The organism is Geodermatophilus amargosae (assembly GCF_900116515.1).
Classification (GTDB): Bacteria; Actinomycetota; Actinomycetes; order Mycobacteriales; family Geodermatophilaceae; genus Geodermatophilus; species Geodermatophilus amargosae.
This window is the reverse complement of record NZ_FPBA01000001.1, coordinates 16,914-41,761: the sequence shown is the minus strand read 5'-3', so window position 1 is coordinate 41,761 and position 24,848 is coordinate 16,914. Positions and strand designations below refer to the sequence as shown.

Annotated in this window: 25 protein-coding genes and 1 pseudogene; 17 read left to right on the top strand and 9 right to left on the bottom strand. The window is 77.0% G+C overall.

Annotation, left to right across the window (positions count from 1 at the left end):
• The first annotated feature begins 221 nt into the window (after window positions 1-221).
• Together BM414_RS00210 and BM414_RS00205 are read left to right on the top strand one after the other, a co-directional pair.
• Complete coding sequence (locus tag BM414_RS00210; protein ID WP_093577462.1) at window positions 222-1,082, top strand: manganese catalase; 861 nt, start codon at window positions 222-224, stop codon at window positions 1,080-1,082.
• Window positions 1,083-1,120: 38 nt separating this feature from the next.
• A complete protein-coding gene (locus tag BM414_RS00205) occupies window positions 1,121-1,453 on the top strand; it encodes a hypothetical protein (protein WP_139245662.1) in 333 nt (110 codons plus the stop codon).
• A 115-nt stretch (window positions 1,454-1,568) separates the two neighbouring features.
• Here BM414_RS00205 and BM414_RS00200 read toward each other — a convergent pair whose 3' ends face one another.
• On the bottom strand, window positions 1,569-3,212 hold the full coding sequence (locus BM414_RS00200; RefSeq protein WP_175551350.1) for a solute symporter family protein: 1,644 nt from the start codon (window positions 3,210-3,212) through the stop codon (window positions 1,569-1,571).
• Window positions 3,205-3,603, bottom strand: a complete 399-nt coding sequence (locus BM414_RS00195) for a DUF485 domain-containing protein (RefSeq protein WP_093577460.1) — start codon at window positions 3,601-3,603, stop codon at window positions 3,205-3,207. Before BM414_RS00195 ends, BM414_RS00200 begins: the two co-directional genes overlap by 8 nt.
• Before the next feature lie 150 nt (window positions 3,604-3,753).
• On the opposite strand from BM414_RS00195, the gene BM414_RS00190 reads away from it, so the two are divergent.
• Window positions 3,754-5,055, top strand: coding sequence for a Rieske 2Fe-2S domain-containing protein (locus BM414_RS00190; protein ID WP_093577459.1), 1,302 nt, complete (start codon window positions 3,754-3,756; stop codon window positions 5,053-5,055).
• Window positions 5,056-5,150: 95 nt separating this feature from the next.
• Here the strand turns inward: BM414_RS00190 and BM414_RS28960 are convergent, their stop codons facing one another.
• Window positions 5,151-5,324 (bottom strand): hypothetical protein, encoded by a 174-nt coding sequence (locus BM414_RS28960; RefSeq protein ID WP_175551349.1) that lies wholly within the window; start codon window positions 5,322-5,324, stop codon window positions 5,151-5,153.
• 115 nt (window positions 5,325-5,439) lie between these two features.
• Here BM414_RS28960 and BM414_RS00185 point away from each other — a divergent pair, with 115 nt between their 5' ends.
• Entirely contained in the window at window positions 5,440-6,654 is a 1,215-nt protein-coding gene (locus BM414_RS00185; RefSeq protein ID WP_093577458.1) for an MBL fold metallo-hydrolase, read from the top strand.
• 3 nt (window positions 6,655-6,657) lie between these two features.
• Here BM414_RS00185 and BM414_RS00180 read toward each other — a convergent pair whose 3' ends face one another.
• Window positions 6,658-6,993 carry a substrate-binding domain-containing protein gene (locus tag BM414_RS00180; protein ID WP_281246696.1) on the bottom strand — a complete coding sequence of 112 codons (336 nt, stop codon included), beginning with the start codon at window positions 6,991-6,993 and terminating at the stop codon, window positions 6,658-6,660.
• A 276-nt stretch (window positions 6,994-7,269) separates the two neighbouring features.
• A complete protein-coding gene (locus BM414_RS00175; RefSeq protein ID WP_093577456.1) occupies window positions 7,270-8,142 on the bottom strand; it encodes an Fpg/Nei family DNA glycosylase in 873 nt (290 codons plus the stop codon).
• A 186-nt stretch (window positions 8,143-8,328) separates the two neighbouring features.
• Between BM414_RS00175 and BM414_RS00170 the strand changes: the two genes are divergently transcribed.
• The gene (locus tag BM414_RS00170) at window positions 8,329-9,039 is read left to right on the top strand and encodes a zinc metalloprotease (RefSeq protein WP_139245661.1); all 711 of its coding nucleotides are present in this window, start codon (window positions 8,329-8,331) and stop codon (window positions 9,037-9,039) included.
• A gap of 45 nt (window positions 9,040-9,084) precedes the next feature.
• Here BM414_RS00170 and BM414_RS00165 read toward each other — a convergent pair whose 3' ends face one another.
• Together BM414_RS00165 and BM414_RS00160 are read right to left on the bottom strand one after the other, a co-directional pair.
• Window positions 9,085-10,575 (bottom strand): NAD-dependent malic enzyme, encoded by a 1,491-nt coding sequence (locus tag BM414_RS00165; RefSeq protein WP_217644430.1) that lies wholly within the window; start codon window positions 10,573-10,575, stop codon window positions 9,085-9,087.
• Between the two features lie 35 nt (window positions 10,576-10,610).
• Window positions 10,611-10,997, bottom strand: coding sequence for a hypothetical protein (locus BM414_RS00160; RefSeq protein ID WP_093577454.1), 387 nt, complete (start codon window positions 10,995-10,997; stop codon window positions 10,611-10,613).
• 132 nt (window positions 10,998-11,129) lie between these two features.
• On the opposite strand from BM414_RS00160, the gene BM414_RS00155 reads away from it, so the two are divergent.
• The 3 genes and pseudogenes from BM414_RS00155 to BM414_RS28940 all read left to right on the top strand — a co-directional run bounded on the left by BM414_RS00155 (window position 11,130) and on the right by BM414_RS28940 (window position 15,257).
• Window positions 11,130-12,020 (top strand): CPBP family intramembrane glutamic endopeptidase, encoded by an 891-nt coding sequence (locus BM414_RS00155; RefSeq protein ID WP_093577453.1) that lies wholly within the window; start codon window positions 11,130-11,132, stop codon window positions 12,018-12,020.
• Window positions 11,998-13,224: pseudogene (locus tag BM414_RS31685) on the top strand (AfsR/SARP family transcriptional regulator); the annotation flags it as partial. The gene BM414_RS00155 and the pseudogene BM414_RS31685, both read left to right, overlap by 23 nt.
• Window positions 13,225-14,426: 1,202 nt before the next feature.
• Window positions 14,427-15,257, top strand: a complete 831-nt coding sequence (locus tag BM414_RS28940; protein WP_175551347.1) for a hypothetical protein — start codon at window positions 14,427-14,429, stop codon at window positions 15,255-15,257.
• Between the two features lies 1 nt (window position 15,258).
• Here the strand turns inward: BM414_RS28940 and BM414_RS28935 are convergent, their stop codons facing one another.
• Window positions 15,259-15,696, bottom strand: coding sequence for an SRPBCC domain-containing protein (locus BM414_RS28935; protein ID WP_175551346.1), 438 nt, complete (start codon window positions 15,694-15,696; stop codon window positions 15,259-15,261).
• On the bottom strand, window positions 15,693-16,190 hold the full coding sequence (locus tag BM414_RS00145) for a DUF309 domain-containing protein (RefSeq protein WP_093577451.1): 498 nt from the start codon (window positions 16,188-16,190) through the stop codon (window positions 15,693-15,695). The genes BM414_RS28935 and BM414_RS00145 overlap by 4 nt, the downstream gene beginning before the upstream one ends.
• 176 nt (window positions 16,191-16,366) lie before the next feature.
• Between BM414_RS00145 and egtA the strand changes: the two genes are divergently transcribed.
• The 9 genes from egtA (at window position 16,367) to egtE (ending at window position 24,796) form a co-directional block, all read left to right on the top strand.
• Window positions 16,367-17,614, top strand: coding sequence for an ergothioneine biosynthesis glutamate--cysteine ligase EgtA (gene egtA, locus BM414_RS00140; RefSeq protein ID WP_093577828.1), 1,248 nt, complete (start codon window positions 16,367-16,369; stop codon window positions 17,612-17,614).
• Window positions 17,611-18,894, top strand: a complete 1,284-nt coding sequence (gene egtB / locus BM414_RS00135) for an ergothioneine biosynthesis protein EgtB (protein ID WP_093577450.1) — start codon at window positions 17,611-17,613, stop codon at window positions 18,892-18,894. The genes egtA and egtB overlap by 4 nt, the downstream gene beginning before the upstream one ends.
• 2 nt (window positions 18,895-18,896) lie before the next feature.
• Complete coding sequence (gene egtC / locus BM414_RS00130; RefSeq protein WP_093577449.1) at window positions 18,897-19,586, top strand: ergothioneine biosynthesis protein EgtC; 690 nt, start codon at window positions 18,897-18,899, stop codon at window positions 19,584-19,586.
• Between the two features lie 25 nt (window positions 19,587-19,611).
• Window positions 19,612-20,589: an L-histidine N(alpha)-methyltransferase gene (gene egtD / locus BM414_RS00125; protein WP_093577448.1), complete on the top strand. Its 978-nt coding sequence runs from the start codon at window positions 19,612-19,614 to the stop codon at window positions 20,587-20,589.
• 86 nt (window positions 20,590-20,675) lie between these two features.
• Entirely contained in the window at window positions 20,676-21,500 is an 825-nt protein-coding gene (locus tag BM414_RS00120) for a DUF4397 domain-containing protein (protein ID WP_093577447.1), read from the top strand.
• Window positions 21,501-21,514: 14 nt separating this feature from the next.
• Entirely contained in the window at window positions 21,515-22,156 is a 642-nt protein-coding gene (locus BM414_RS00115; RefSeq protein ID WP_093577446.1) for a class F sortase, read from the top strand.
• A 95-nt stretch (window positions 22,157-22,251) separates the two neighbouring features.
• A complete protein-coding gene (locus tag BM414_RS00110) occupies window positions 22,252-22,851 on the top strand; it encodes an RNA polymerase sigma factor (RefSeq protein WP_245784347.1) in 600 nt (199 codons plus the stop codon).
• Window positions 22,832-23,617, top strand: coding sequence for an anti-sigma factor (locus tag BM414_RS00105; RefSeq protein WP_093577444.1), 786 nt, complete (start codon window positions 22,832-22,834; stop codon window positions 23,615-23,617). The genes BM414_RS00110 and BM414_RS00105 overlap by 20 nt, the downstream gene beginning before the upstream one ends.
• Window positions 23,618-23,665: 48 nt before the next feature.
• A complete protein-coding gene (egtE, locus tag BM414_RS00100) occupies window positions 23,666-24,796 on the top strand; it encodes an ergothioneine biosynthesis PLP-dependent enzyme EgtE (protein WP_217644429.1) in 1,131 nt (376 codons plus the stop codon).
• Window positions 24,797-24,848 lie beyond the last annotated feature (52 nt).

The window sequence follows — 24,848 nt, the reverse complement described above, 5'->3', positions numbered from 1 at the left end:
GGTCGAGGAGTGGGGGCCGGAGGCCTCCGCGACGAGGACCGGGAGCGGCTCAGCGCAGGTGCGGGAGGGCACCTGGCCGCGGTGTCGGCCGGTAGGCCGACGGATGACATGGCACCGGGGGGCCACGGGACGGCACGGGCGGGCCACCCGGCGCGGGCAGATCTCCTGTGTCACCGCAGCGGCGGCGACACGACGACGCAAGCGCCATCGAGGGAGAACCCGTGTTCACGCACACCCACGCCCTGCAGTACGAGGCCAAGCCCGACGGTCCCGACCCGGACTTCGCCCGCAAGATGCAGGAGATCCTCGGCGGTCAGTGGGGCGAGATGACCGTCGCCACCCAGTACCTGCTGCAGGGCTGGAACTGCCGGCTGCCCGGCAAGTACAAGGACATGCTCCTCTCGATCGGCACCGAGGAGCTGGCCCACGTCGAGATGATCATCACGATGATCGACCGGCTGCTCGACCACGCGCCGCTCAAGCCCGACGCCGCCGACCGCAGCAAGGAGGCCGCCGCCGGCTACGGGCAGCACAACCCCCAGCACCTCATCGCCAACGGCCAGGGCGCCTCGTACATGGACGCCATGGGCAACCCGTGGACCGGCGCGTACGTGACGGCCTCCGGCAACCTCATGGCCGACTTCCACTACAACGCCACGGCCGAGATGCAGGGCCGGCTGCAGGTCGCCCGCATCTACAACATGACCGACGACCCGGGCGTCAAGGACATGCTGCGGTTCCTGATCACCCGTGACCACATGCACCAGCAGCAGTGGCTGGCCGCGATCGAGCAGCTCAAGGAGGACGGCCTGGAGGGGCTGCCCGTGCCCGAGGCCTTCCCGCTCGACGAGGAGGTCGGCGACCTGGGCTACACCTTCATCCAGGCCTCCGACGGTCCCGAGGCCGCCAACGGCCGCTGGGCCTCCGGTCCCTCGATCGACGGTCGCAGCGAGTTCCGCGCCGCGGCGATCGAGGCCACCGCCGACGCCCCGACGCTGCCCCCGGGCGACCCGCGGCTCTACAGCACCCCGCAGACCGAGGCCCACACGATGCTGCAGAAGGCCAAGGACCTGCTCAAGTGAGTCGCTGACCCACTGCTCCCCGCGCCGTCGCCGTGCCGGTGGCCGAGCCCTCGCAGCCCGGCCGCCGGCCCGGCGGGCGCACCCCGAACGACCGGCAGTCCCCGGAGGTCCCCGTGCACCTGCCCACCCCCGCCGTCGCCGTGACGGTGGTCTACGCCGCGGCGCTCGCCGTCGCCGTCGCCAGTGCCGCCACCGGCTCGACCCGCGAGGCGCTGGCCGGCCTGGTCGTCCTCGCCGCCCTGTTCACCCGCTGGGCGGTCCGCCGATCCCGCCGCACCGTCCCCTCGACCGCGGCCGCCGTCGTGACCGTCGACGCCGTCCTGCCCGACACCGTCCTCCCCGAGGCCGCGCCCGCCGTCCGGGCCGCCTGAACGCGCGAGGCGCGCGCCCCCGACGGGGACGCGCGCCTCTGGTGACGTGCTGACCGGCCCTCTGGCAGGGTCCCGCGCCGAGCGGAGCGGGGCGTGGGGGCCAGGGGGTCCTTCGTCAGTGCTGGACGGCCTTCTCCGCACCGATCCCGGTGAGCGACCGCACCTCGAGCTCGGCGTTCTTGTCGAGGTCCGGCTTCTCCTTGGACAGGATCGTGCCCAGCCAGCCGAGGAAGAACGACAGCGGGATGGAGATGATCCCCGGGTTGTTCAGCGGGAACCAGGAGAAGTCCACGTCCTGGAACAACGACGGGGACAGCCCGGTGGCCGGGTTGACCGGCGCACCCGACACGACCGGCGAGAAGACGATCAGCACCAGGCAGGTGATCAGCCCGCCGTACATCGACCACAGCGCGCCCTGGGTGGTGAACCGCTTCCAGAACAGCGTGTAGAGGATGGTCGGCAGGTTGGCCGACGCCGCGACGGCGAAGGCCAGCGCCACCAGGAAGGCGATGTTCAGGCCGGCCTGCAGCGCCAGGATGCCGAGGCCGATCGAGATGGCGCCGATGACCACGGCGGTGATGCGGGCGACCCGCACCTCACCGTTCGGCGACACCTGGCCCTTCTTGATCACCGATGCGTAGACGTCGTGGGCGAAGGACGCCGACGCGGTGATCGTCAGGCCCGCCACCACCGCGAGGATCGTCGCGAACGCGACGCCGGCGATGATGCCCAGCAGGATGGTCCCGCCCAGCTCGAAGGCCAGCAGCGGCGCGGCGGAGTTGACCGCCCCGGGTGCACCGAGGATCCGCTCCGGGCCGACGAGCGCACCGGCGCCGTAGCCGATGACCAGGCTGAACAGGTAGAAGATGCCGATCAGCCAGATCGCCCAGACCACGGAGCGACGGGCGTCCTTCGCCGTCGGCACCGTGTAGAAGCGCATGAGCACGTGCGGCAGGCCCGCCGTCCCGAGCACCAGCGCCAGGCCCAGCGACACGAAGTCGAGCTTCGAGGTGCTCGAGGCGCCGTACTGCGCACCGGGTGCGGTGACGTCGCGACCCTCGACCGCCAGCGCCTGCGCGTCACCGAGCAGCGAGGACAGGTTGAAGCCGAACTTGGTCAGCACCCACAGGGTCATCACCAGCGCGCCGGCGATGAGCAGCGTGGCCTTGATGATCTGCACGTACGTGGTGCCGCGCATGCCGCCGACCAGCACGTAGATGATCATCAGCGCGCCGACCAGGACCACGACGAGCGCCTGCGCGGCCTCACCGGTGACCCCGAGCAGCAGGGTGACCAGGCCGCCGGCGCCGGCCATCTGGGCCAGCAGGTAGAACAGCGAGACCGCGAGCGTGGAGATGGCGGCCGCGGTGCGCACCGGGCCCTGCCGCATCCGGAACGCGAGGACGTCGGCCATCGTGTACCGCGCGGTGTTGCGCATCAGCTCGGCCACCAGCAGCAGCGCCACGAGCCAGGCCACGAGGAAGCCGATCGAGTACAGGAAGCCGTCGTAGCCGTAGACGGCGATCGCCCCGGCGATGCCGAGGAACGAGGCCGCCGACAGGTAGTCGCCGGCGATGGCCAGGCCGTTCTGGGTGCCGCTGATGTTGCGGCCGGCCGCGTAGTAGTCGGCGGCGCTCTTGTTGTTGCGGCTGGCCCGGAAGGTGATCACCAGGGTGACCAGCACGAACGCACCGAAGATCGAGATGTTGACGGCCGGGCTGCCGATGGTGGCATCGGCAGCGAGCACGTTCTCAGGCACGCGTGGCCCCCTTCTTGCCGAGGTCGGGACCGCTCTGGCCGGTGCCGTGGGCGTACTGGTGGCTCTCGAGCCGCTCGCGCATCTCGTCGGCGATCGGGTCGGTCCTGCGGTTCGCGTGCGAGACGTACAGGTGCGTGATCACGAACGTCGACACGAACTGGGCCAGCCCCAGCAGGATGCCGAGGTTGACGTTGCCGAAGACCCGGGTGGACATGAAGTCCGGCGCGTACGTCGAGAGCAGGACGTAGAGCAGGTACCAGGCCAGGAAGGCCACGGTCATCGGGAAGGCGAAGCGCCGGAAGCGCCTGCGCAGCTCGGTGAACTCCGGCGAGTCCTGTGCCTGCCGGTACTCCTCCGGCGTCAGCAACCGCCGTTCGGCGGGTTCGGTCACGGTGTCTCCCTCGTCGACTGGGCTGTGAGCGCGCTCACTGTAGGTCGGGGACCGTTGAGTCGGAAACCACCGAAGTTTTCGGTGCCGAGCCGTGACCTGAGCTTCTGGCGGCCGTAACGCCGCGGTAGCGCGGGAACGCTGCAATGGGGCATGACCGCGACGGCACGGACGTCGACCGCTCGGTCGACGGGTTGGTTCCCGGTGGCGCGCGCCGCCGAGGTCGGGACGACGCCGGTGCCGGTGGGCGCCGGAGGGCAGGCGTACGTCGTCGTCCGGCTGCGTCCCGGCGGCGAGATCAGCGCCTTCCCGGCCCGCTGCCCGCACCGGCTGGTCCCGCTGGCAGCGGCCCGTGTGGTGCAGGGCCGGCTGCAGTGCCCGTACCACGGGTGGCGGTTCGACGCCGAGGGCCGCTGCGTGGACGTCCCCTCGCTCGGTCCCGGCGGCAGCGCGCCGCCGCGCGCGGACCTGCCGGTGCCGTGGGCCGTCGAGGAGCGGCACGGCTGGATCTGGCTGGCGCCCGAGCGCACCGACGTCGTCGCGCCGCCGGCTCCCGCGGCCGAGCCGGTGCCCGAGCCGGCGCCCGCTCCCGGGCCGCCCCCGGGTCCGGTGTTCGGCAACCTCGACCCGTCGCTGGAGCACGCCTGGCACCCGGTCGCCCTCTCCCGCGAGCTGCGTCCCGGCGGGTGGCTGCAGGTACGGCTGCTGGGCCGGACGTGGTCGCTGTCCCGCGGCCCCGACGGCCTGGTGGCCGACCCGCCGGCCTGGGGCGTGCGCGAGCGGTTCGGCGTCCTCTGGCTGGCACCGGCGCAGCCGCGCGACGTCGCCCTGGAGCTGCCCGAGGACGGCGACCGGCGCTTCGTCCGCGGCTGGCTGCCGCCGGCCCGCTCGGCCGGGCCGGCCGGGCCGCTGGCCGATGCCTTCCTCGACGTCGCGCACTCCCCGTTCGTGCACGCGGCCACGTCCGGCGCGGCCGACGAGGTCGAGGTGCCCGCCTACGACGTGGCGCCGGACCCCGGCGGGTTCACCGGCGTGCAGGAGCAGTGGTCCGACGACCCGACGGACCCGGGCGCCGGGGAGCGGCCCCTGCGTCGGCGGCGCCGGGCTACCTACGTCTACCGGGCGCCGTTCCAGCTCCGGCTGCGGCTGGACTCCCTCGACACGGGCGCGGCGACGACGATCCTGTTCCTGCTGCAGCCCGAGGACGCCGACTCGACGCGGATCTACACCTGCCTGCTGCTGGCGGCGCCTCCCGGCGAGCCGCTGCCCGGGCCGGAGGTGGTCGCCGCCGAGGTGGCCGTCGAGGAGCGGGTGCTCGCCGAGGACCTCGAGCTGCAGGCACGGCTGGCCAGCACGGGACTGCCGCTGTCGATGCGCGACGAGCTGCACGTGCGCTCCGACCGCCTCGGCGTGGCCCTGCGCCGCGCGCTCGCCGACTTCACCGCGGCCGGCTGAGGGGCGCGCCGCCACCGTCGTCACCTCGCGGTGCCCGTCCTCGCCGCACGGGGTGAGGACGGGCACCGCGGGCCGAGGCCCGCCCACCACCGTCGTCAGCCGGCGGGCAGCTCCTCGCCGCACGCGGCGCAGCGGGTCGTCGGGTCCTCGTCCGCGAGCCGGCCGCACGCCGGGCACACCCGCGCCAGCCAGCACGCCGGGTCCCCGCCCTCGTCGTCCGGCCCGGTCCCGCCGGCCGGCTTCGGGACCGGCCCGCGCTCCTGCGACATCGCGCCTCCTCGTGGTCCGGGCGCACCGCCCGGCGACGTACGCCCCGGTACAGGACGGTGCCAGGCCGCGGTGGGTGACGCGGGTCGCGGCGCCCGCCCGCGCCGGGCTGGGAGCATGGACGTCGTGCCGTCCCGCCGTCGCACCGCCCTGACCGCTGCCGCCCTCACCCTGCCCGTGGGCTTCCTCGCCCGCGCCGCCTGGGGGCTGCCCACGGCCATCGGCGCCGGACGGCGGGAGATCCGCCCGACCGTGGCCGGCTCGCCGCAGTGGTCGGAGGGGCGGTTCCGCAACACCCTCGCGACGCCGTCGCTGCCGCCGCCCAACGCCCGCCGCGGCCTGCTGCGGCAGTGGCACGACGACCGGCACGTCGGGCTCCCGGCCCGTCCGGTGCCGCTGGTCCGCCCCGAGGTCCCGGCCGAGGCCGGCGAGCTCGCCGTCACCTGGTTCGGGCACTCCAGCGCGCTGCTCGAGGTCGACGGCGCCCGCGTGCTGGTCGACCCGGTGTGGGGGTTCCGCGTCTCGCCGTCGCCGGTCTTCGGGCCGACCCGGCTGCACGAGCCCCCCGCGCCGGTCGAGTCGCTGCCGCGGGTCGACGCGATCCTGATCTCGCACGACCACTACGACCACCTCGACCTGCCCACCGTGCGGGCGCTGGTGGAGCAGCAGGATGCGCCGTTCGTGGTCCCGCTGGGTGTGGGCGTGCACCTGCGCCACTGGGGCGTGCCGGAGGAGCGGGTCGTCGAGCTGGACTGGGACGGCGCGACGACGGTCGGCGAGCTGATGATCACCTGCACCGAGGCGCGGCACTTCTCCGGGCGCTACCTGACCCGCGACACCACGCTGTGGTCCTCGTGGGTGGTGGCCGGTCCCCGGCACCGCGTCTTCTTCGGCGGCGACACCGGCTACACCCCGGCGTTCGCCGGCATCGGTGCCCGACTGGGTCCCTTCGACCTCACGCTCATGCCGATCGGCGCCTACAACGAGGCGTGGAAGCACATCCACATGGACCCCGAGGAGGCGGTCCGCGCGCACGGCGACCTCGGCGGCCGGGCGCTGCTGCCGGTGCACTGGGCCACGTTCAACCTGGCGTTCCACCGCTGGGCCGAGCCGGTGCAGCGGCTGCTGGCCGCCGCCGGGCGCTCCGGGGTGGAGGTCCTGGTGCCGCGGCCGGGCCAGCGGGTCGACGTCCTGGCACCGCCGCCCCTGGAGGACTGGTGGAGCGTCGTCGGGTCGGCTGCCGACACCCCGCAGCCCGACGACGACGCCGGCGTGGGCAGCGCCGTGCTCACGCGGCTGCTGTCCCGGCTGGGGTACCTGCTGCCCGACTGACGGTCAGGCGCTGGGGCGGACCACCAGCTCGGAGGGGAAGACCGTCTCCTCCACCGGAGCGGGATCGAGGGCGGCGCGGACCGCCGCCGCGGCGATCTGCTCCACCGGGTGCGTCGCCGTGGTCAGCTCCGTGACCTCGGTGACGGGGACGTCGTCGAAGCCGGCGACCGCGACGTCGCCGGGGACCTGCCGGCCGTGCCGGCGCAGGACCGCCAGGGCGCCGAGGGCGACGTCGTCGCAGCTCGCCACGATCGCGTCGGTGTCGGGCCAGCGCGTGAGGACCTCCTCCGCACCGGCCTCCCCCGCCCGCGCGTCGACGTCCCCGGCCACCGTCCGCACCGGCAGCCCCGCCGGCCGCGACGGCCGCGCGGAAGGCCGCGACGGGGCGCTCGGCGCACGGCAGCCACGGCGGACCGGCGACCATCGCGATCCGGCGGCGTCCCGGGCGCAGCAGGTGCGCGACGGTGGCCGCCGCCCCGGCCACCGTGGCCCGGGAGACGCCCGCGGCCAGGGCCACGTGCTCCAGGGTCACCGACCGGGACGGACGCTCGGCCACGGAGCCGTCGTACCACGGCATCCGCGCCGGCGGACCCCCTCGGCGGGCTGGGACCGCTCTCAGCGCAGCAGCTTGCTCATCCGCCGGTCGGCCAGCGGCTTGCCGCCGGTCTGGCAGGTCGGGCAGTACTGCAGGGAGGTGTCGGCGAAGCTGACCTCGCGCACCGTGTCGCCGCACACCGGGCACGGCAGGCCGGTGCGGGCGTGCACCTGCAGGCCCGACCGCTTCTCGCCCTTGAGCGTCGCCGCCTTCTGCCCCACCTGACGGTCGAGCGCGTCGGTGAGCGTGGCCCGCATCGCGTCGTAGAGGCGGACGAGCTCGTCGTCGGTGAGCTTGTCGGCCATCTTGAACGGCGACAGCCGCGCGGTGTGCAGGATCTCGTCGGAGTAGGCGTTGCCGATGCCGGCGAGCACCGTCTGGTCGGTCAGCGCGCCCTTGACCTGCCCGTGCCGGCCGGCCAGCAGCGCGGCGAACTGCTCGCGGTCGACGACCAGCGCGTCGGGGCCGAGCCGGCCGATGCCGGGCACCTCCGACGGCGAGTGCACCAGGTAGACGGCCAGGCTCTTGCGGGTCCCCTGCTCGGTGAGGTCGAAGCCCGGGGCGGGCGGGTCGGTGTCGAGGGGGTCGAGGTGCACGCGCAGTGCCAGCGGGCCCTTGCCCGGCTTGGGCGGGGCGGCGGGCAGGCCGGTGCGCCAGTGCAGCCACCCGGCGCGGGCCAGGTGGACGACGAGGTGCAGGCCCGAGACGTCGAGGTCGAGGAACTTGCCGTGCCGCGCGGTGCCGGTGACCTCGAGGCCAGCCAGCGCCGACAGCGGCGGGTCGAAGGTCTTGATCGCCTGCAGGGCGGTCAGGTCGGCGCGCGCGACCACCCGGCCGACGGCGTTCTCCCGGAGGAACGCCGCCAGCGCCTCCACCTCGGGCAACTCGGGCACGCGGCCATGATCCCCGCCGCAGCCGCCCGCCGTCGTCCCCGGCGTGCCCCGCCATCCGATCGAGGGGCGCGACGACAGACCGCCCCGATGTGACCCGGGTCACCTATCGTCGTCGCACCGAGGGGCCGCCAGGTCCGAACGCGGTCCACCCGGCGATCCGGACACGTCCCACCCGGGGAGGACCCGATGTCCCGACGACACCTCGCAGCCGTGCCGCTCACCCTGCTCGTGCTCCTGCTGTCGCTGGTCGTGGCACCCACCGCGTCGGCACGGTCGCACCTCGATTGCACCCTGCCGGAGTCGGACGCCGAGGGCCTCGTGGTCCTCAACGACTTCTGGCCGACCCGCTACTGGTGGGACCACACGGACCTCACCGTCGCCGTCCAGGCGCACCCGCGGGCCACCGACGAGCAGCTGACTGCCATCCACGACGCGATCGGCACCTGGAGCGCGGTGCTCGAGGACTGCTTCGACGGGCTGATCACGCTCACGGACGTGACCGGCACGCAGCCCGGGCGCCGCGGCGTGGACATCCTCGTCCACTACGTGCCGACCGCGGGCGGCGTCGTGTTCGGCGGCTACGCGATCTGCGGCGCCGGCCGGTGCCCCAACATCATCGTCCGCTCGGACCTCCCGCCGAGCCTGGGCATCGACCCCTACGACCCCGAGTACCTGGGCTGGGTGACCCTGCACGAGCTCGGCCACGCCCTGGGTCTGGGCCATGCCACCAACCTGCTGGAGAGCACCGACCTCATGGGGTACGGCTGGCCCGACCTCGGCGACCCGGTCCTGTCCGACTGCGACGTCGACGCGCTGGCGTACCTCTTCGCCTGGGCGCTCGCTGGGACCGCCCCGGCACCTCCCGGGCCCGGGCCGTACGACTGCTCCCTGGACTGACCGTCCGGGGTGGGCACGGGAGCCTACCCACGCCCACCCCGGGATTCAGCCGCCGAGGCTGGTCCGGTCGGTGACCTCCGCCGTGGCGCCGGGCTCGGCCCGCGCCTGCTCGGCGACCGCCGCGGCCACCGCCTGCGTGACGGCGGGGTCGAAGACGCTCGGGATGATGTAGTTGGCGTTGAGCTGGTCGTCGCGGACGATCGCGGCCAGCGCCTCGGCCGCCGCCAGCAGCATCCCGTCGCTGATCTCGCGGGCGCGGGCGTCGAGCAGCCCCCGGAAGACCCCGGGGAAGGCCAGCACGTTGTTGATCTGGTTGGGCAGGTCCGACCGGCCCGAGGCGACGACGGCGGCGTGCTGCCGGGCGCGCACCGGGTCGACCTCCGGCGTCGGGTTGGCCATCGGGAAGACCACCGCGTCGTCGGCCATGGCCGCGAGCGCCTCGACGGGCAGCACGTTGCCGGCACTGACCCCGATGAAGACGTCGGCGCCGACCAGCGCGTCGGGCAGCTCGCCGCGCACGCACGCGGTGTTGGTGCGCCGCGCCAGGTCGGCCTTGGCCGGGGAGAGCCGCTCGTCGTCGGGCGAGAGGATGCCCTCGCGGTCCCACACGAGCACCTGCCCCGCCCCGGCCTCCAGGAGCAGGTGCACGATCGCCGTCCCCGCCGCACCGGCCCCGGCGACGACGATCCGCACGTCGGGGAGCTGCTTGTCCACCACGCGCAGGGCGTTGCGCAGGGCCGCCAGCGCCACGATCGCCGTCCCGTGCTGGTCGTCGTGGAAGACCGGCACGTCGAGCCGCTCGCGCAGCCGCGCCTCGATCTCGAAGCACCGCGGCGCGGCGATGTCCTCGAGGTTGATGCCGCCGAAGCCGGGCGCGATGAGCTCCACGGTGCGCACGATCTCGTCGACGTCCTGGGTGTCCAGGCAGATCGGCCAGGCGTCGATGTCGGCGAACCGCTTGAACAGCGCGGCCTTGCCCTCCATCACCGGCAACGCCGCGCCCGGCCCGAGGTCGCCCAGGCCGAGGACGGCCGACCCGTCGGTGACGACGGCGACGGTGTTGCCCTTGATCGTCAGCCGGCGCACGTCCTCGGGGTGCTCGGCCAGCGCCAGGCAGACCCGGGCCACGCCGGGCGTGTAGGCCATCGACAGGTCGTCGCGGGTCTTGAGCGGCACCTTCGAGGCGACCTCGAGCTTGCCGCCCAGGTGCAGCAGGAAGGTGCGGTCGCTGACCTTGCGCACGGCCACGCCGGGGACGGCGCGCAGCGCGTCGACCACCTCGTCGGAGTGCGGGGCGTCGGCGGCCGAGCAGGTGACGTCGACGGTCAGCCCGTCGGGCCGGGACTCGACGACGTCGATGGCGGTCACCGCGCCGCCGGCCGAGCCCACCGCGGTCGCGATCCGGCCGATGCTCGCCGGGTCGCCGTCGGCGGAGAGCCGGACGGTGATCGAGTAGGACGCCGAGGTGACCGGCCCGCGCGGGATGCCGGTCGGCTCGCCCAGGGCGGTGGGGTCCGCAGCTGTGTCACTGGTCACACGACGATCGTGTCACCGCCGGGCCCGCGCCGCGCTCAGGTGCCGGCGATCGGCTCCAGCACGACCTCCAGCCCGCCGTCGGCCGCCGCCGCCACGAGCGCGGCGCCGTCGAGCGGGGGCAGCCCCAGCAGCGTGGCCAGTGTCGACTGCGGCCCGGCCGGCACGGCGACGACGACCAGCCGCGCCTCGGCGTCGGCCCCGGCCACCGACCACGGCACGCCCCGGGGGCAGACGACCGACGAGCCCGGCGGCCGCGGCTGCGCGGGCGCGGCACCGAGCGCCACGAGCGGGCAGCCGGCCACCACCACCAGCACGACGTCGGCACCGCGGGCGACCAGGCGGCGCGCCGGGGTGCCCGGCGGGACCGTCACCGCCTCGGCGGCGGGGCGGCCGGGCGGGGGGACGGGGTCCAGCGGCTCCATGTCCCGCACCGTGCGCCCGCGCGCTGGTGGGCCGCTGGTCGCCGCCGCGCCAGTGGTCGACCAGCGGCCGACCAGGCCCGGCCCCGACGGTGGGCGCCGTCCGAGACCGCATCCCGCCAGGAGCCGCCCGCCATGACCGCCACCCCGTCCCTGTCCGCCCCGCCGGCCGCACCCGCGGTCCGCCCGTCGCCGTGGCGGGAGGTCGCCGTCTTCCTCGGTACGACCGCCGGCCTGCTCACCGTCACCACCTCGCTCGCGGCCGCGGCCGACGCCGACGTCGCGCACGTCGACCAGGCGCCGCCGCTGGAGCAGGCGCTGCTGTTCGGCCAGGCGCTGATCCCGCTGCTGGCCGCGGTCCTGGCCCGGCTGGTCACCGCGGGGACCCTGCGCCGGCCCGGCTGGGGCTTCCGCCGGACGTCGTGGCGCAGCCTCGGGACCGCCTGGCTCTGGGGCCTGCTGCCGACCCTGGCCGCCGGGGGGCTGCTGTGGGCCACCGGGCTGGCCGGCTTCGCCTCCGACGGGCTCACGCCGACGGTCGCGCTGGGGCTCACCGTGCTGGTCCTGCCCTACGTCGCCCTCGCGCTCGCCGAGGACGTCGGCTGGCGCGGCCTCCTGGTGCAGCGCCTCGCCGAGGTCGCCGGCCCGCGCACCGTCGTCCTGGTCAGCGGGCTGGCCTGGTCGCTGTTCCACTGGCCGCTGGTGCTCTTCCTCGGCGGCTCGCCCGCCGGCGTCCCGGTGCCCTTCGCGCTGCTGTTCCTCACCGTGGGCACCACCTCGCTGGGCGCCGTGCTCGCCTCGATGCAGCTGCGCTGGGGGATCTGGCCGGGCGTGCTGGCGCACGCGGTGCTCAACGCGCTGCTCTACCACGTGCTCGCGCCGCTGACCGCCGACAGCGGGCCCACCGAGTGGTTCTCCACGGAGACCGGCGTCATGGGCGCCGGGACGCTGCTGCTCACCGCGCTCGCCTGGTGGCGGATCGCACCCCTGCGCCGGTCACCCGATGGCGGCACGGTGGTCGGCTGACCCCCGGGGGCGTGCCGAGCACCTACCCTCCGTCGCCGTGGACCTGCGGCTGGACGTGCTCGGGCCGACGCGGTTGCTGCGCGACGGCGTCGACCTGGACCTCGGCGGGCGCCGGCCCGCCGAGGTCCTGGCGTTGCTGGCCGCCGCCGAGGGCCGTCCGGTGCCGGCCGCCGCGCTGGCCGACCGCCTCTGGCGCGGCGCCCCGCCGGCCACGGCGACGACGACGCTGCAGGGCCACGTCAGCCGCCTGCGCCGGCTCCTCGACCCGGGCCGCGGGGCCCGCGACGCCGCCGTCCTGGTGACCCGCGGCGACGGCTACGCCCTGGTCCTGCCGCGCACCGCCGTCGACGCGCACGCCTTCGCCGACCTGGTCACCGCCGGCGCGGCCGCGGACGACGGCGCGGCCGCCCGGCTGCTGACCGAGGCGCTGGCCCGCTGGCAGGACCGGCCCTACGCCGACGTCGCCGACGTTGGGGACGTCGTCCCGGTGGTCGCGCGGCTGGAGGAGCTGCGGCTGGTCGCCGTCGAGCGGCTGGCCGGGGCGCGGCTGGCGCTGGGGGCCGGCGCCGAGCTCGTCCCCGACCTCACCGCGGCCGCCGCCGTCGCCCCGCTGCGCGAGCACACCGCCGCGCTGCTGGCACGGGCGCTGTACCGGGCCGGCCGCCAGGCCGACGCGCTCGACGTGCTGCGCCGCACCCGCGAGCGGGTCGCCGACGAGCTGGGCCTGGACCCCTCGGCCGAGCTGCGCGACCTCGAGGCCGCCGTGCTGCGCCAGGACGCCGCGCTGGCCACCCCGGCACGCACCCCGGCGCCCGCGTCGGCACCCGTCCCCGCACCGGCCGGCGACGGCTTCGTGGGCCGGCCGGAGGAGCTGGCCGCGCTGGCGGGCGCCTGGGCGGCGGCGGGCGCCGGCCGCGGCACCGCGGTCGTCGTCACCGGGGAGCCGGGCATCGGCAAGACCCGGCTGGTCGAGGCGTTCGCCGCCCGCGCCGGGGCCGCCGTCCGCTGGGGCCGCTGCGCCGAGATCGGCGGCGCGCCGCCGTACTGGCCGTGGCAGCAGGTGCTCGGCGGGCTGCCCGAGGCGGCGCTCGGCGCCGACACCGGCGCCCGGTTCGCCCTCGGCCTGGACACCGCCCGCCGGCTGCACGCCCTCGCCGCCGAGCGGCCGCTGCTCGTCGTCCTCGACGACCTGCAGTGGGCCGACGGCGACTCGCTGCACGTGCTCGAGGTGGTCCTCTCCCAGCTGGACGGCAGCCGGCTGCTGCTGGCGGCGACCTGCCGCGAGGAGGCCACCGGCGACCCGGCGCTCACCCGGGTGCTCGGGCTGGCCGCCCGGCTGCCGGGCGCGCGCCGGCTGCGGCTGGCCGGGCTGGCGGCCGGCGAGGTCGCCGACCTGGTCGCGGAGCTGCGCAGCGGCCCGCGCAGCGGCGCGGTCGCCGCCACGCTGGCCGAGCGCACCGGCGGCAACCCGTTCTTCGTCACCGAGCTGGCCGCGCTGCCGCCGTCGGCCGGGGAGGGAGTGCCGGCCGGGGTCCGCGACGTCGTCCGGCTGCGTCTGGCGGGCCTGCCCGCGTCCGCGCGGGACGTGCTCGCCGCGGCCGCGGTCGCCGGCCGGGACGTGCCGGTCGGCCTGCTGGCCGCCGTCGCGCCCGGCGACGACGGCGGGGTGACGACGGCGCTGGGCGCGGGGCTGCTGGTCGAGACGTCCCCGGGCCGGGTGCGGGTGGCGCACGACCTGGTCCGCGAGGTGCTGCTGGCCGACCTGGGCCCGGTCGAGCGGGCGCGCGTGCACGGCCGGGTGGCCGACGTCCTGGCGGCCGGCCCGGCGGCGGCGACCGCGGCCGGCGCCATCGCCGTGCACCGCAGCGAGGCCGCGGCTGGCGGGCCCGACCCGGCGGCCGCGCGGGCCTGCCTGCGGGCCGCCCGCGAGGCGCTCGACCGGGCCGGTGTCGACGAGGCCGGCGCGCTCGCCGACCGCGGGCTGGGGCACGTGCCGCCCGGGGAGGAGGCGCTGGCCGCCGACCTGCACCTGGTACGCGGCCGGGCGCTGCGGAGGCTGGGCCTGCTCGAGGAGAGCGGCGCGGCGCTGCGCGCGTCGGCGGACCTGGCCCGCGACCTCGGCGACCCCGCCCGGCTGGCCCGGGCCGCCGTCGCCTCGGCCGGCGGCGGGCTCGGCGGCTACTGGGCCTCGGTCGGCGCGCCGGCGGCCACCGACGTCGCGCTGCTGGAGGAGGCCGCCGCGGGCGCCGACGCGCTGCCGCCCGAGCTGGCGTCCGCGGTGCTGGCCGCGCTGGCGGTGCAGCGCGCCTCCGCGGGCGAGGCGGGCGCCGCGAGCTCGCCGACCGCGCGCTGGCCGCGGCGGGGAGCGTCCCGGCCGCGCGGCCGCGGGCCCGGGTCGCCCGGTTCGTGGCCGACTGGACGCCCACGCACGCCGCCCGCCGGGTGGAGCTGGCCCGGGCGCTGCTGCGCGAGTCGGCCGGCGACCCCGCCGCCGAGGCCACCGCGCTGCACCTGCTGCGCTGCGCGCTCACCGAGACGGTGCAGGCCGACGAGGCGGCGGCGGTCTCCCGCCGGTTCACCGAGCTGGCCACCCGCCGCGGCGACGGCGACCTGCTGCAGCTGGACGCCTGGTGGTCCGCGGGGATGGCGCTGGCCCGCGGGGACGCCGTCGAGGCGCGCTGGCTGGCCGACGCCGCCGTCCGCGAGGCCCCGACCACCTCCCCGGCCGCCGCCGACGTCACCCGGATGTCCCGGCAGACGATCGAGGGCATCGCCGCCTGGCACGAGCGGCGGATGGGCTCCCTGGTGCCCGAGATCGTCGACCTCGCCGCGACCGTCGACGCCAGCTGGCTGGCGATCCTGGCCCTGGCGCACGCCCAGGCCGGCCGGCGCGAGCAGGCGCAGGCCGTCGTCGAGCGGTGGCTCACCCTCCCGGCGCACGGTGCGCGGGAGCCGGTGCAGACCGTGCTGCTCGCCGACACCGCCCTGGAGCTCGGCGACCGCGACCTGGCCGCGCCGCTGCTGCCGGCCCTGGAGGGCTACGGGGACACCGTGGTGGTGCTGTGGGCCGGCACGACGGTCCTCGGGCCGACCGCCCTCTACCGCGGCGGCGTGCTCGGGCTGCTCGGCCGGCCCGGTGCGGAGGCGGAGCTGCGGCGTGCGCTGGAGGTGTGCGACGCCTTCGGCTTCGCGCCCTTCGCCGACCGGGCCCGCGCCCTGCTCGGCCGCTACCGCTGACTCAGCCCGACGCGCGGGACCGGCCCTCGGCGCGGGCCTTGACCCCGGCGCAGAACTGGCGGAACGACGGGTTGAGGTCCGGCGTCGAGCGCTCGGTCACCCAGGCCAGCGGGCCGGTCTGGTCCTCGCGGACGGTGAGCACCGTGCCGCCGTCGTCCTGCGCGTCGAGCTGGTAGGTGCGCTCGATGACCGCCAGTCCGAGCGGCAGCCCGCCGCGCCAGCGCATCGCCTCCCGAGGCCGGAGCTCGGTGACGGTCACGACGAACGGGCGGCTGCGGATCATCGTGGCGTAGAGCGTCAGCCGCTCCCCCAGCGCGACGCGGCCCTCGACCCGGTCGACGCCGGAGTCCCAGTCGCGCCAGGAGCCGACGTCGACGAGGTCGCGCCAGACCTCCTCCGGGCTCGCGTCGATCCGGACCGTCGCCTCGTAGCTCCTCATGGGGACCTCCCGTGCCGAGTCTGCCCGGGGTCAGCTGGCCGGGCCAGGCGCGCGCGCAGCAGGAACGGCCGGTCGGCGGCGACCGGCCGGCGCGCCCACTCCACCAGCCCGGCGACGTCGACCCCGTGCGGCGGTGCCGCCGCGTAGGGCGCCACGTTGCCCGCGCCCCGCTCGACCAGCCGGGCGGCGCCGCGGTCGTTGCCCCGAGCGGCGTGGGTCAGGCCGACGGCGAGCTGCGCCAGCCCCCGCCACAGCTGCCGCTCCTCCTCGGGCGCGGCCTTCCAGGCGTCCTCGAGCACCTCGTGGGCGTGGAACGGGCGGCCGGCGTCGAGCAGCCGCTGCGCCTCGGTGAGCGCCTCGTCCGGCGTGCGCGGCACCCCCTCCGGTGCCCGCTCCTCCCCGGCGGCGCCGTGCGGCAGCGGTCGGCCGAGGGCGTCGCGGGGACGGGCGTTGCGGGCCCGCCCCCCGGCGTCGCGGTCGCGGGGGGAAACCACCGGGGGATCCTCCCGCGAACACCGGACGACGGCGCGGTGCGCGTCCGCGGAGGGCTTGCCACCGCCGCCGTCGGGTGACTGGATGACAGACGAGGACGGCCCCCCGCGCGGAGCCGCCCCCGCACCGACCCGCGGTCGCCCCGGCGACCGGTCCGGACCTGGAGGGGGTGGGCCCCGTGGCCCCTGCCGTGGAGGAGCGCACCGCGCTCGACCTCGAGACCGCCGTCACCGCCGTCACCGCCGGAGCGCTGCGGCCGGGGCCGGGCGGCTCGGTAGGCCTGGAGCTCGAGGCGCACCTGGTCGACCTGGACGCCCCGGCCTGCCGCGTGCCCTGGGACCGGGTGACCGCCGCAGTGGCGGCCCTGCCCCCCCTCCCGGGCGGCAGCCGGGTGACCCTGGAACCCGGCGGCCAGGTCGAGCTGTCCGGGCCGCCGCTGCCCGGCGCCGCCGCCGCGGTCGCGGCGCTGCGGGCCGACCGCGCCGTCCTCGCCACCGCGCTGGCGGCCGCCCGGCTGGGCCTGGCACCGGTGGGAGCCGACCCGCTGCGCCGGCCGGCCCGGGTCAGCCCCGGGCCGCGCTACCGCGCGATGGAGCGGCACTTCACCGCCGTCGGCTGCGGCTCCGCGGGGACGGCGATGATGACCGCGACCGCGTCGCTGCAGGTCAACCTGGACGCCGGACCGCGGGACGGGTGGAGCGGGCGGGTGGCGCTGGCCCACCAGCTCGGCCCGGTGCTGGTCGCCGTCTCCGCGTGCTCGCCGCTGCTCGGCGGCCGGGCGACCGGGTGGCGCTCGTCGCGGCAGCGGGTGTGGGGCGCGCTGGACCAGGCGCGCTGCGGTCCGCTGCTCGGCGGGGACGACCCGGCCGGCGAGTGGGCGCACTACGCGCTGGCCGCCCCGGTGATGCTCGTCCGCGACGCCGACACCGGCGCCGCCGAACCGGTGCTGACCCGCACCCGCTTCGCCGACTGGGTGACCGGCGCGGTCCCGCTGGGCGGTCGCCGCCCCACCGCGGCCGACCTCGACTACCACCTGTCCACGCTCTTCCCGCCGGTGCGGCTGCGCGGCTACCTGGAGATCCGCTACCTCGACGCCGCGCCCGAGCCGTGGTGGCCCGCGCTGGCCGCGGTCACCACCGCGCTGCTCGACGACGCCGGCGCCGCCGACGCCGCGGCCGAGGCCAGCGCGCCCGTGGCCGGCGCCTGGGACCGCGCCGCCCGCGACGGACTGGCCGACCGCGACCTGCGCACCGCCGCGGTGCGGTGCCTGTCGGCCGCGCTGGCCGTCGTCGACCCGTCCCTGCGGCCGGAGGTCGAGGCGCTGGCCGCGCTCGCCGAGGCCGGCCGCTGCCCCGGCGACGCGCTGCCCCGCGACCCGGCCGCGGCCCTCCTGACCGCCACAGAGACCCCGGAGGTGCACCCGTGACCGCCCTGCGCGACCAGCTCGCCCGCGACCTGGAGACCGCCCGGCAGCGGACGCTCCTGCTCACCGACCACGACGACCCGGAACTGCTGCGCCAGCACACCCCGCTGCTCAGCCCGCTGGTCTGGGACCTCGCGCACGTCGCGCAGCAGGAGGACCTGTGGCTGCTGCGCGGCGGCGACGCCCGCCGCCCGGGCCTGCTGCCGCCCGCGGTCGAGGCGCTCTACGACGCCTTCTCCCAGCCGCGGGCGGTGCGCGCCCGGCTGCCGCTGCTGCCGCCGGTCGAGGCGCGCGCCCTCGGCCGGGAGGTGCGCGGGCGGGTGCTCGACCGGCTCGAGCGGTTCGGCCCGGACGACGACCCCTTCGACGTCGCGATGGTCGTCAGCCACGAGCAGCAGCACGACGAGACGATGCTGCAGGCGCTGGCCGTCCGCACCGGCCCGCCGCTGCTGGGCGAGGGCACCCCGCTGCCGCCCGGGCGGCCGGGCGTGGCCGGCACGTCGGTGCTCGTGCCGGGCGGCCCGTTCGTGCTCGGGGTCGACGCCGCCGACGAGCCGTTCTCGCTGGACAACGAGCGGCCCGCGCACGTCGTCGACGTCCCCGCCTTCCGCATCGGCCGGGTGCCGGTGACCAACGGCGAGTACGCGGCCTTCGTCGCCGACGGCGGCTACGACACCCCGCGCTGGTGGTCCGGGCGCGGCTGGGCGCACCGGCAGGAGGACGGGCTGGAGCGGCCGCAGTACTGGAGCCCGGGGGGCACGGTGCGCACCCGCTTCGGCGTCCTCGAGGAGATCCCGCCCGACGAGCCGGTCCAGCACGTCACGTGGTTCGAGGCCGAGGCCTACGCCGCCTGGGCCGGCGCCCGGCTGCCCACCGAGGCCGAGTGGGAGAAGGCCGCGGTGTGGGACCCGGCCACCGGCCGCCGACGACGCTGGCCGTGGGGCGACGCCGCGCCGACGCCGGCGCTGGCCAACCTGGGCGGCTCCGCGCTGCGGCCCGCGCCCGTGGGCGCCTACCCCGGCGGCGCGTCGGCGTACGGCGCCGAGCAGATGGTCGGCGACGTCTGGGAGTGGACGTCGTCGGGCTTCGAGGCCTGGCCCGGGTTCACGCCGATGCTCTACGCCGACTACTCCGCGCCGTTCTTCGGCGGCGACCACCGGGTGCTGCGCGGCGGCGCGTGGTCGGTGGAGCCCTCGATCCTGCGGCCGAGCTTCCGCAACTGGGACCACCCGATCCGCCGGCAGGTCTTCAGCGGGTTCCGGCTGGCCTGGACGGTGGACTGACCGTGTGCCGCCACCTCGCCTGGCTGGGCCGGCCGCGGTCGGTGTCCTCGCTGGTGCTCGAGCCGCCGTCGTCGCTGCTGGTGCAGTCGTGGGCGCCGCGGCGGCAGCGGTACGGCACCGTGAACGCCGACGGCTGGGGCGTGGGGTTCTGGACCGAGGGCCGCGAGGGCCCGGCTCGGTGGCGCTCGGCGCGGCCGCTGTGGGGCGACCCGTCGTTCGCCTCGGTGGCGCCGGTGCTGGTGTCCGGGTGCGTGGTGGCCGCCGTCCGCTCGGCGACGGTCGGCATGCCGCTGGAGGAGAGCGCCGTCGCGCCGTTCACCGACGGCCGCTGGCTGCTGTCGCACAACGGCCGGGTGGACCGCGCCGTGCTGCCGCCGGTGCGCGACGCCGAGTCCACGGTGGACAGCGCGCTGCTCGCCGCGCTGGTGTTCTCCCGCGGCGCCGGGGCGCTGGGCGACGTCGTCCGGGAGGTGGGCGCCGCCGACCCCGCCGCCCGGCTCAACCTGCTCGCCGCCGACGGCACCCGGCTGCTGGCCACCACGTGGGGCGACACGCTGTCCGCCCTGGTCACCGACGAGGGGACCGCGCTGGCCAGCGAGCCGTGGGACGACGACCCCGCGTGGAGCGACGTCCCCGACCGCTCCCTGGTCGAGGTGACCCCCGACGGCCTGACCGTCACCGCGCTGACCTGATGCCCACTCCGAGCAGAGGAGACCCGTGACCGACACGCTGACCAGTCACCTCGCCCCCGACGCCGCCCGGGCGGCCCTGCGCGCCGACGCCCTGACCGGGCTCACCGCGACGCCGAGGTCGCTGCCGCCCCGCTGGTTCTACGACGCGCGCGGCAGCGAGCTGTTCGACGAGATCACCCGGCTGCCCGAGTACTACCCGACGCGGGCCGAGCGCGCGGTCCTGGAGGCTCACGCGGACGAGATGGCGCGGGCCTCCGGTGCGGAGGTGCTCGTCGAGCTCGGCAGCGGCACCTCCGAGAAGACCCGGCTGCTGCTCGACGCGCTCACCCGGGCCGGCACGCTGCGGCGGTTCGTGCCCTTCGACGTCGACCCGACCGTGCTGGAGTCGGCCGGCGCGTCGATCGGCGCGGAGTACCCGGGCATCGCCGTCGACGCCGTCGTCGGGGACTTCACCGAGCACCTGGCCCTGCTGCCCCGCTCCGGACGGCGGCTGGTGGCCTTCCTCGGCTCCACCATCGGCAACCTCGAGCCCGGCCCGCGGGCGGCGTTCCTCGCCGAGCTGGCCGGCACGCTCGCGCCCGGCGACTCCTTCCTGCTCGGCACCGACCTGGTCAAGGACCCGGACCGGCTGGTGCGTGCCTACGACGACGCCGCCGGGGTGACCGCGGCGTTCAACCGCAACGTGCTCGCCGTGCTCGACCGCGAGCTCGGCGCGGACTTCGACCCGGACGCGTTCGACCACGTCGCGCTGTGGGACGCCGAGCGCGAGTGGATCGAGATGCGGCTGCGGTCGCGGTCCGACCAGGTGGTCACCGTGCCGGCGCTGGACCTGACCGTGCGCTTCGCCGCGGGTGAGGAGCTGCGCACCGAGGTGTCGGCCAAGTTCCGCCGGGCGGGCGTGGAGGCCGAGCTCGCCGCGGCCGGGCTGCGGATGACGCACTGGTGGACCGACCCCGACGGTGACTTCGCCGTCTCCCTGTCCGCGCCGGCTCGGCCCTCGTAGCGACGAGGGATCCACCGGGACTGCATCCGGACCCGTGGGGACGCCGGAAGAGGTGGTGTCAGCACCCCCAAGACCCGGAGGTCTCCGTGACCCGGACCCGCACTCTCGGCATCGCCACCGTCGCCGGCACCGGCGCGCTGCTCGCGCTCGGCGTCGCACCGGCCTCGGCCGCCGACACCGCCACCGTCTCCGTGCTGCACGCCGTCCCGGACACCCCGGTCGACGTGTACGCCAACGGCGAGCGGCTGATCGACGACTTCCAGCCCGGCACGCTCACCGACCCGCTGTCGCTGCCGGCCGGCTCCTACGACCTGGCGGTGTTCCCCGCCGACGCCCCCGACGGCTCCGGCGCGCCGCTGCTGTCGGCCAACGGCGTCGCGGTGCCCGCGGGCGCCGACGCCACGGTGGTCGCCCACCTCACCGCCGACGGCCGGCCCGCGCTCACGCCGTTCGTGAACGACACCTCCGCGGTCCCCGCGGGCCAGGGCCGGGTCGTGGTGCGCCACACCGCGGCGGCCCCGGCCGTCGACGTCCGCGCCGGCGGCCAGGTCGTCGTGCCCGGTCTGACCAACCCGGACGAGGCGGCGCTGGAGGTGCCGGCCGGCACGGTCAGCGCCGACGTCGTCGTCGCCGGTACCTCCACGGTCGCGATCGGCCCGGCCGACCTGGCCGTGACCGAGGGTGCCACGACGATCGTCTACGCGTGGGGCTCGGAGGACTCGGGCTACGAGCTGGCCGTGCAGACGATCAGCGGCGGGCACTCGGCGCCGTCCGGGGTCCCCGGCGGCAGCGCCGGCCTCGCCGACTCCGCTGCCGACGACGACCTGCCGCTGCCGCTGCTCGGTCTGACCGCGCTGGGGCTGCTCGGTGCGGGCGTGGCCGCGCGCCGGCTGGCCACCACCCGCGGCTGACCGGAGGACCGGACGTGCGACCCGCCGTTGCCGGCGTGGCCCTGGGCCTCGCCCTCGCCGTGGGCGTGCCCACGACGTGGGCGCTGACCCGGCCGCCGGCAGCGGCGGGCGCGCCGGTCGAGCAGGTGCTCAGCGCGCCCGCCCCGTCGAGCGCTCCTCCCGCTCCGGGCGTGCCCGTCCGCGACGCCGCCCCGCCGCCGTTGCCCGACGTCGTCCCCCCGGTGCGGCTGGAGGTCCCGGCGCTGGGCGTCGACGCGCCGCTGGAGCGGGCCGGCGTCCGCCCCGACGGCCAGATGGAGCTGCCGGACGACGTCGGGAGGGCCGGCTGGTACCGCTTCGGGCCCGCGCCGGGCGCCCCCGGGTCGGCGGTCCTCGCCGGCCACGTCGACGACGCCGAGCAGGGCCTCGGCGCGCTCGCCCCGCTGCGGGAGGCCGCGCCGGGCCAGGAGGTGCTGGTCACCGACGCCGCGGGCGCGACGACCCGCTGGCGGGTCGTCTCGCGCGAGCTGCTGGACAAGCAGGCGCTGCCGGTGGACCTGCTGTTCGGGCGCGAGGGGCCGCCGCGGCTGACGCTGGTCACCTGTGGCGGACCGTTCCTCCCCGACGTCGGCGGCTACCGCGACAACGTCGTGGTCGTCGCGGAGCCGGCCCCATGATCAAGGACCTCCCTGCCCCCCACCACTCGCAGGCTCGCGGCGGGACCCTGCAGGAAGGCCGACGGACGGACTCCCGACGGCATAGGGTCGAGCGGGTGACCACCGAGGCCGAGCGTGCGCCCGCCGGCGCAGGCGGGCCCGACGACGCCGAGGTCGGCCGCCGCTTCGCCGCGGGCGAGGAGCAGGCGCTGGCCTGGGCCTACGAGCGGTGGGCGGCGCAGGTGCACGGCATGGCGGTCCGCGCCTTCGGCCCCGGCCCCGACGCGGAGGACGTCACGCAGCAGGTGTTCGTCTCCGCCTGGACCGGCCGCGCCGGCTACCGGCCCGAGCAGGGTCCCCTCCCCGCGTGGCTGACCGGCGTCTGCCGGCACAAGATCGCCGACACGTGGGCCCGGCGCGACCGGCAGCGTCGCGTCACCGAGGCCGCCGTCGCCGAGCTGAACGCCGCGCCCGCCCGCGGTCCCGCCCCGGTCGACAGCACCGTCGCCGACCGCGTGCTGCTGCTCGGCGAGCTGGACCGCCTCGGTCAGCCCCAGCGCGGCATCATCGAGCTCGCCTTCTTCGCCGACCTCACGCACACGCAGATCGCCGAGCGCACCGGTCTGCCGCTGGGGACGGTCAAGAGCCACATCCGGCGCACCCTGGAGCGCCTTCGCGACCGGTTGGAGGTGGACGGTGCCGCACTGCACGCCTGAGGACCTCGGCCTCGCGGCGCTGCGCGAGCCGCTGGCCGACGACGAGGCCGCGCACCTGGAGGGCTGCGAGAGCTGCCGCCGCGAGGTGGCGCGGCTGCGCCGGGCCGTCGAGGCGCTGGCCGTGCCGGAGCTCGCCGCGCCCGGACCACCGGTGGCACCGCCGCCGGGGCTGTGGGCCGGCATCGCGGCGGCCACCGGGGTCGCCGCGGCTCCGCGGGCGGACGTCGTCGCGGCGTCCGCGCCGGCCGCCGGCCCGGTCCCCGACGTCGTCCCGGAGACGACGCCCGCACCTCCACCGGCCGCACCGCTGGCGCCGGTGGTCCCGCTGCGGCCGCGCCGGTCGCGGCTGCTGCTCGCCGCCGCGGCGGCGCTCGTCGTCGGGCTCGGCGTGGGCGCGGGTGCGGTGGCGCTCGCGAACCGGGACGACGACGGCGTCCCCGTGGCCGCGACCGTGCTCGACCCGCTCGACGGCAGCGACGCCTCGGGCCGCGCCGAGGTGGTCGAGCGGGCCGACGGCACCCGGGTGCTGCAGGTGGAGCTCACCGCGGGCGCCCCGTCCGAGGGGTACTACGAGGCGTGGCTGCTCGACGAGTCGGTGTCCGGGCTCATCCCGCTCGGCGTCGTCCGCGCGGGCACCGAGGAGTTCGAGCTGCCCGCCGGCCTCGACCTCGGTGAGTACCCGGTGGTCGACGTCTCCGTGGAGCCGCTCGACGGGGACCCCGCCCACTCCGGCGTCTCGGTGGCCCGCGGCCTGCTCGACACCTGACGGACGGCGTCGGGCGGCGTCACGCGCGGCTCGCCTACCGTCGGGCAGGTGACCGCGCTCGACCTCCGCCTGCCGCACGACGACCTCGCCGACGCCTGGCGCACCGCCCGGCCCCGCCCGGCCGGCCGGCACCTCGACACCGCCGCCTGCAGCCGGCAGAGCAACCGGGTGCTGGAGGCGGTGGCACACCACGCCCGGCACGAGGCCGAGCTGGGCGGCTACGTGGCCGAGGCGACCGCCGGCGACCTGCTCCAGCAGGGGCGCAGCGTGATCGGCGGGCTGGCCGGCATGGCTGCGGCCGACGTGGCCTTCGTCGAGTCCGCGCAGGCCGCGCTCGCCGGGCTGCTGGCCGCGTGGCGGCTGCCCGCCGGCACGCGGGTGGCCCGGCTGCCCGGGGAGTACGCGCCGAACGTCGCGATGCTGCGCGCCGCCGGGCTGGAGGCCGTGCCGCTGGCGGTCGACGGCGACGGGCGGGCCGACGTCGCGTCGCTCGAGCGGCTGCTGGCCACCGACCCGCCGCGGTTCGTGCACCTCACCCACGTGGCCAGCCACCGCGGCGTCGTCCAGCCGGCGGCCGAGGTCGCGGCGCTGTGCCGGGAGCACGGGGTGCCGCTGGTGCTCGACGCCGCCCAGTCGCTGGGCCACGTCGACGTCGACCTCGGCGCCGACGTCGTCTACTCGACCTCGCGCAAGTGGCTGGCCGGCCCGCGCGGCGTCGGCTTCCTGTGCGTCCGGCCGGCGGTCGCCGCGCAGCTGCAGCCGGTGCTGCCCGCCGCGGCCGACCTGCCGCCGGTGCGCGGGCTGGAGAGCGGCGAGGCGCACGTGGCCGGCCGGGTCGGGCTGGTGCTCGCGGTCGGGGAGCACCTGGCGGCAGGACCGGTGCGGGTGCGCGAGCGGCTGGCGGCGCTGGGCCGGGCGGGGCGGCAGGTCCTCGACGGCGCCGCGGGCTGGCGAGTCGTGGAGCCGCTCGACGAGCCGACCGCCACCACGACGCTGCGCCCGCCGGACGGGGTCGACGTCGTCGCCACGCGGGCGCGGCTGCTCACCGAGCACGGCATCGTCACCACGGCGGCGGGGCCCGAGCGCGCGCCGGAGGAGATGACCGGCCCGGTGCTGCGGGTGTCGCCGCACGTGGACGGCACCGTCGACGACCTCGAGGCCCTCGCCGCCGCCCTCTGACGAGGCATAGGAAGCTCTCCGCACGTATTCGCACCGGATACGTGCGGAGAGC

Excerpts from the sequence above, each read along its gene's own strand:
- BM414_RS00190 (WP_093577459.1), top strand. The coding sequence starts at position 3,754 with ATGACCGCGACGGCACGGACGTCGACCGCTCGGTCGACGGGTTGGTTC.
- BM414_RS28960 (WP_175551349.1), bottom strand. The coding sequence starts at position 5,324 with ATGTCGCAGGAGCGCGGGCCGGTCCCGAAGCCGGCCGGCGGGACCGGG.
- BM414_RS00185 (WP_093577458.1), top strand. The coding sequence starts at position 5,440 with ATGGACGTCGTGCCGTCCCGCCGTCGCACCGCCCTGACCGCTGCCGCC.
- BM414_RS00170 (WP_139245661.1), top strand. The coding sequence starts at position 8,329 with ATGTCCCGACGACACCTCGCAGCCGTGCCGCTCACCCTGCTCGTGCTC.
- BM414_RS00160 (WP_093577454.1), bottom strand. The coding sequence starts at position 10,997 with ATGGAGCCGCTGGACCCCGTCCCCCCGCCCGGCCGCCCCGCCGCCGAG.
- BM414_RS00155 (WP_093577453.1), top strand. The coding sequence starts at position 11,130 with ATGACCGCCACCCCGTCCCTGTCCGCCCCGCCGGCCGCACCCGCGGTC.
- BM414_RS28935 (WP_175551346.1), bottom strand. The coding sequence starts at position 15,696 with ATGAGGAGCTACGAGGCGACGGTCCGGATCGACGCGAGCCCGGAGGAG.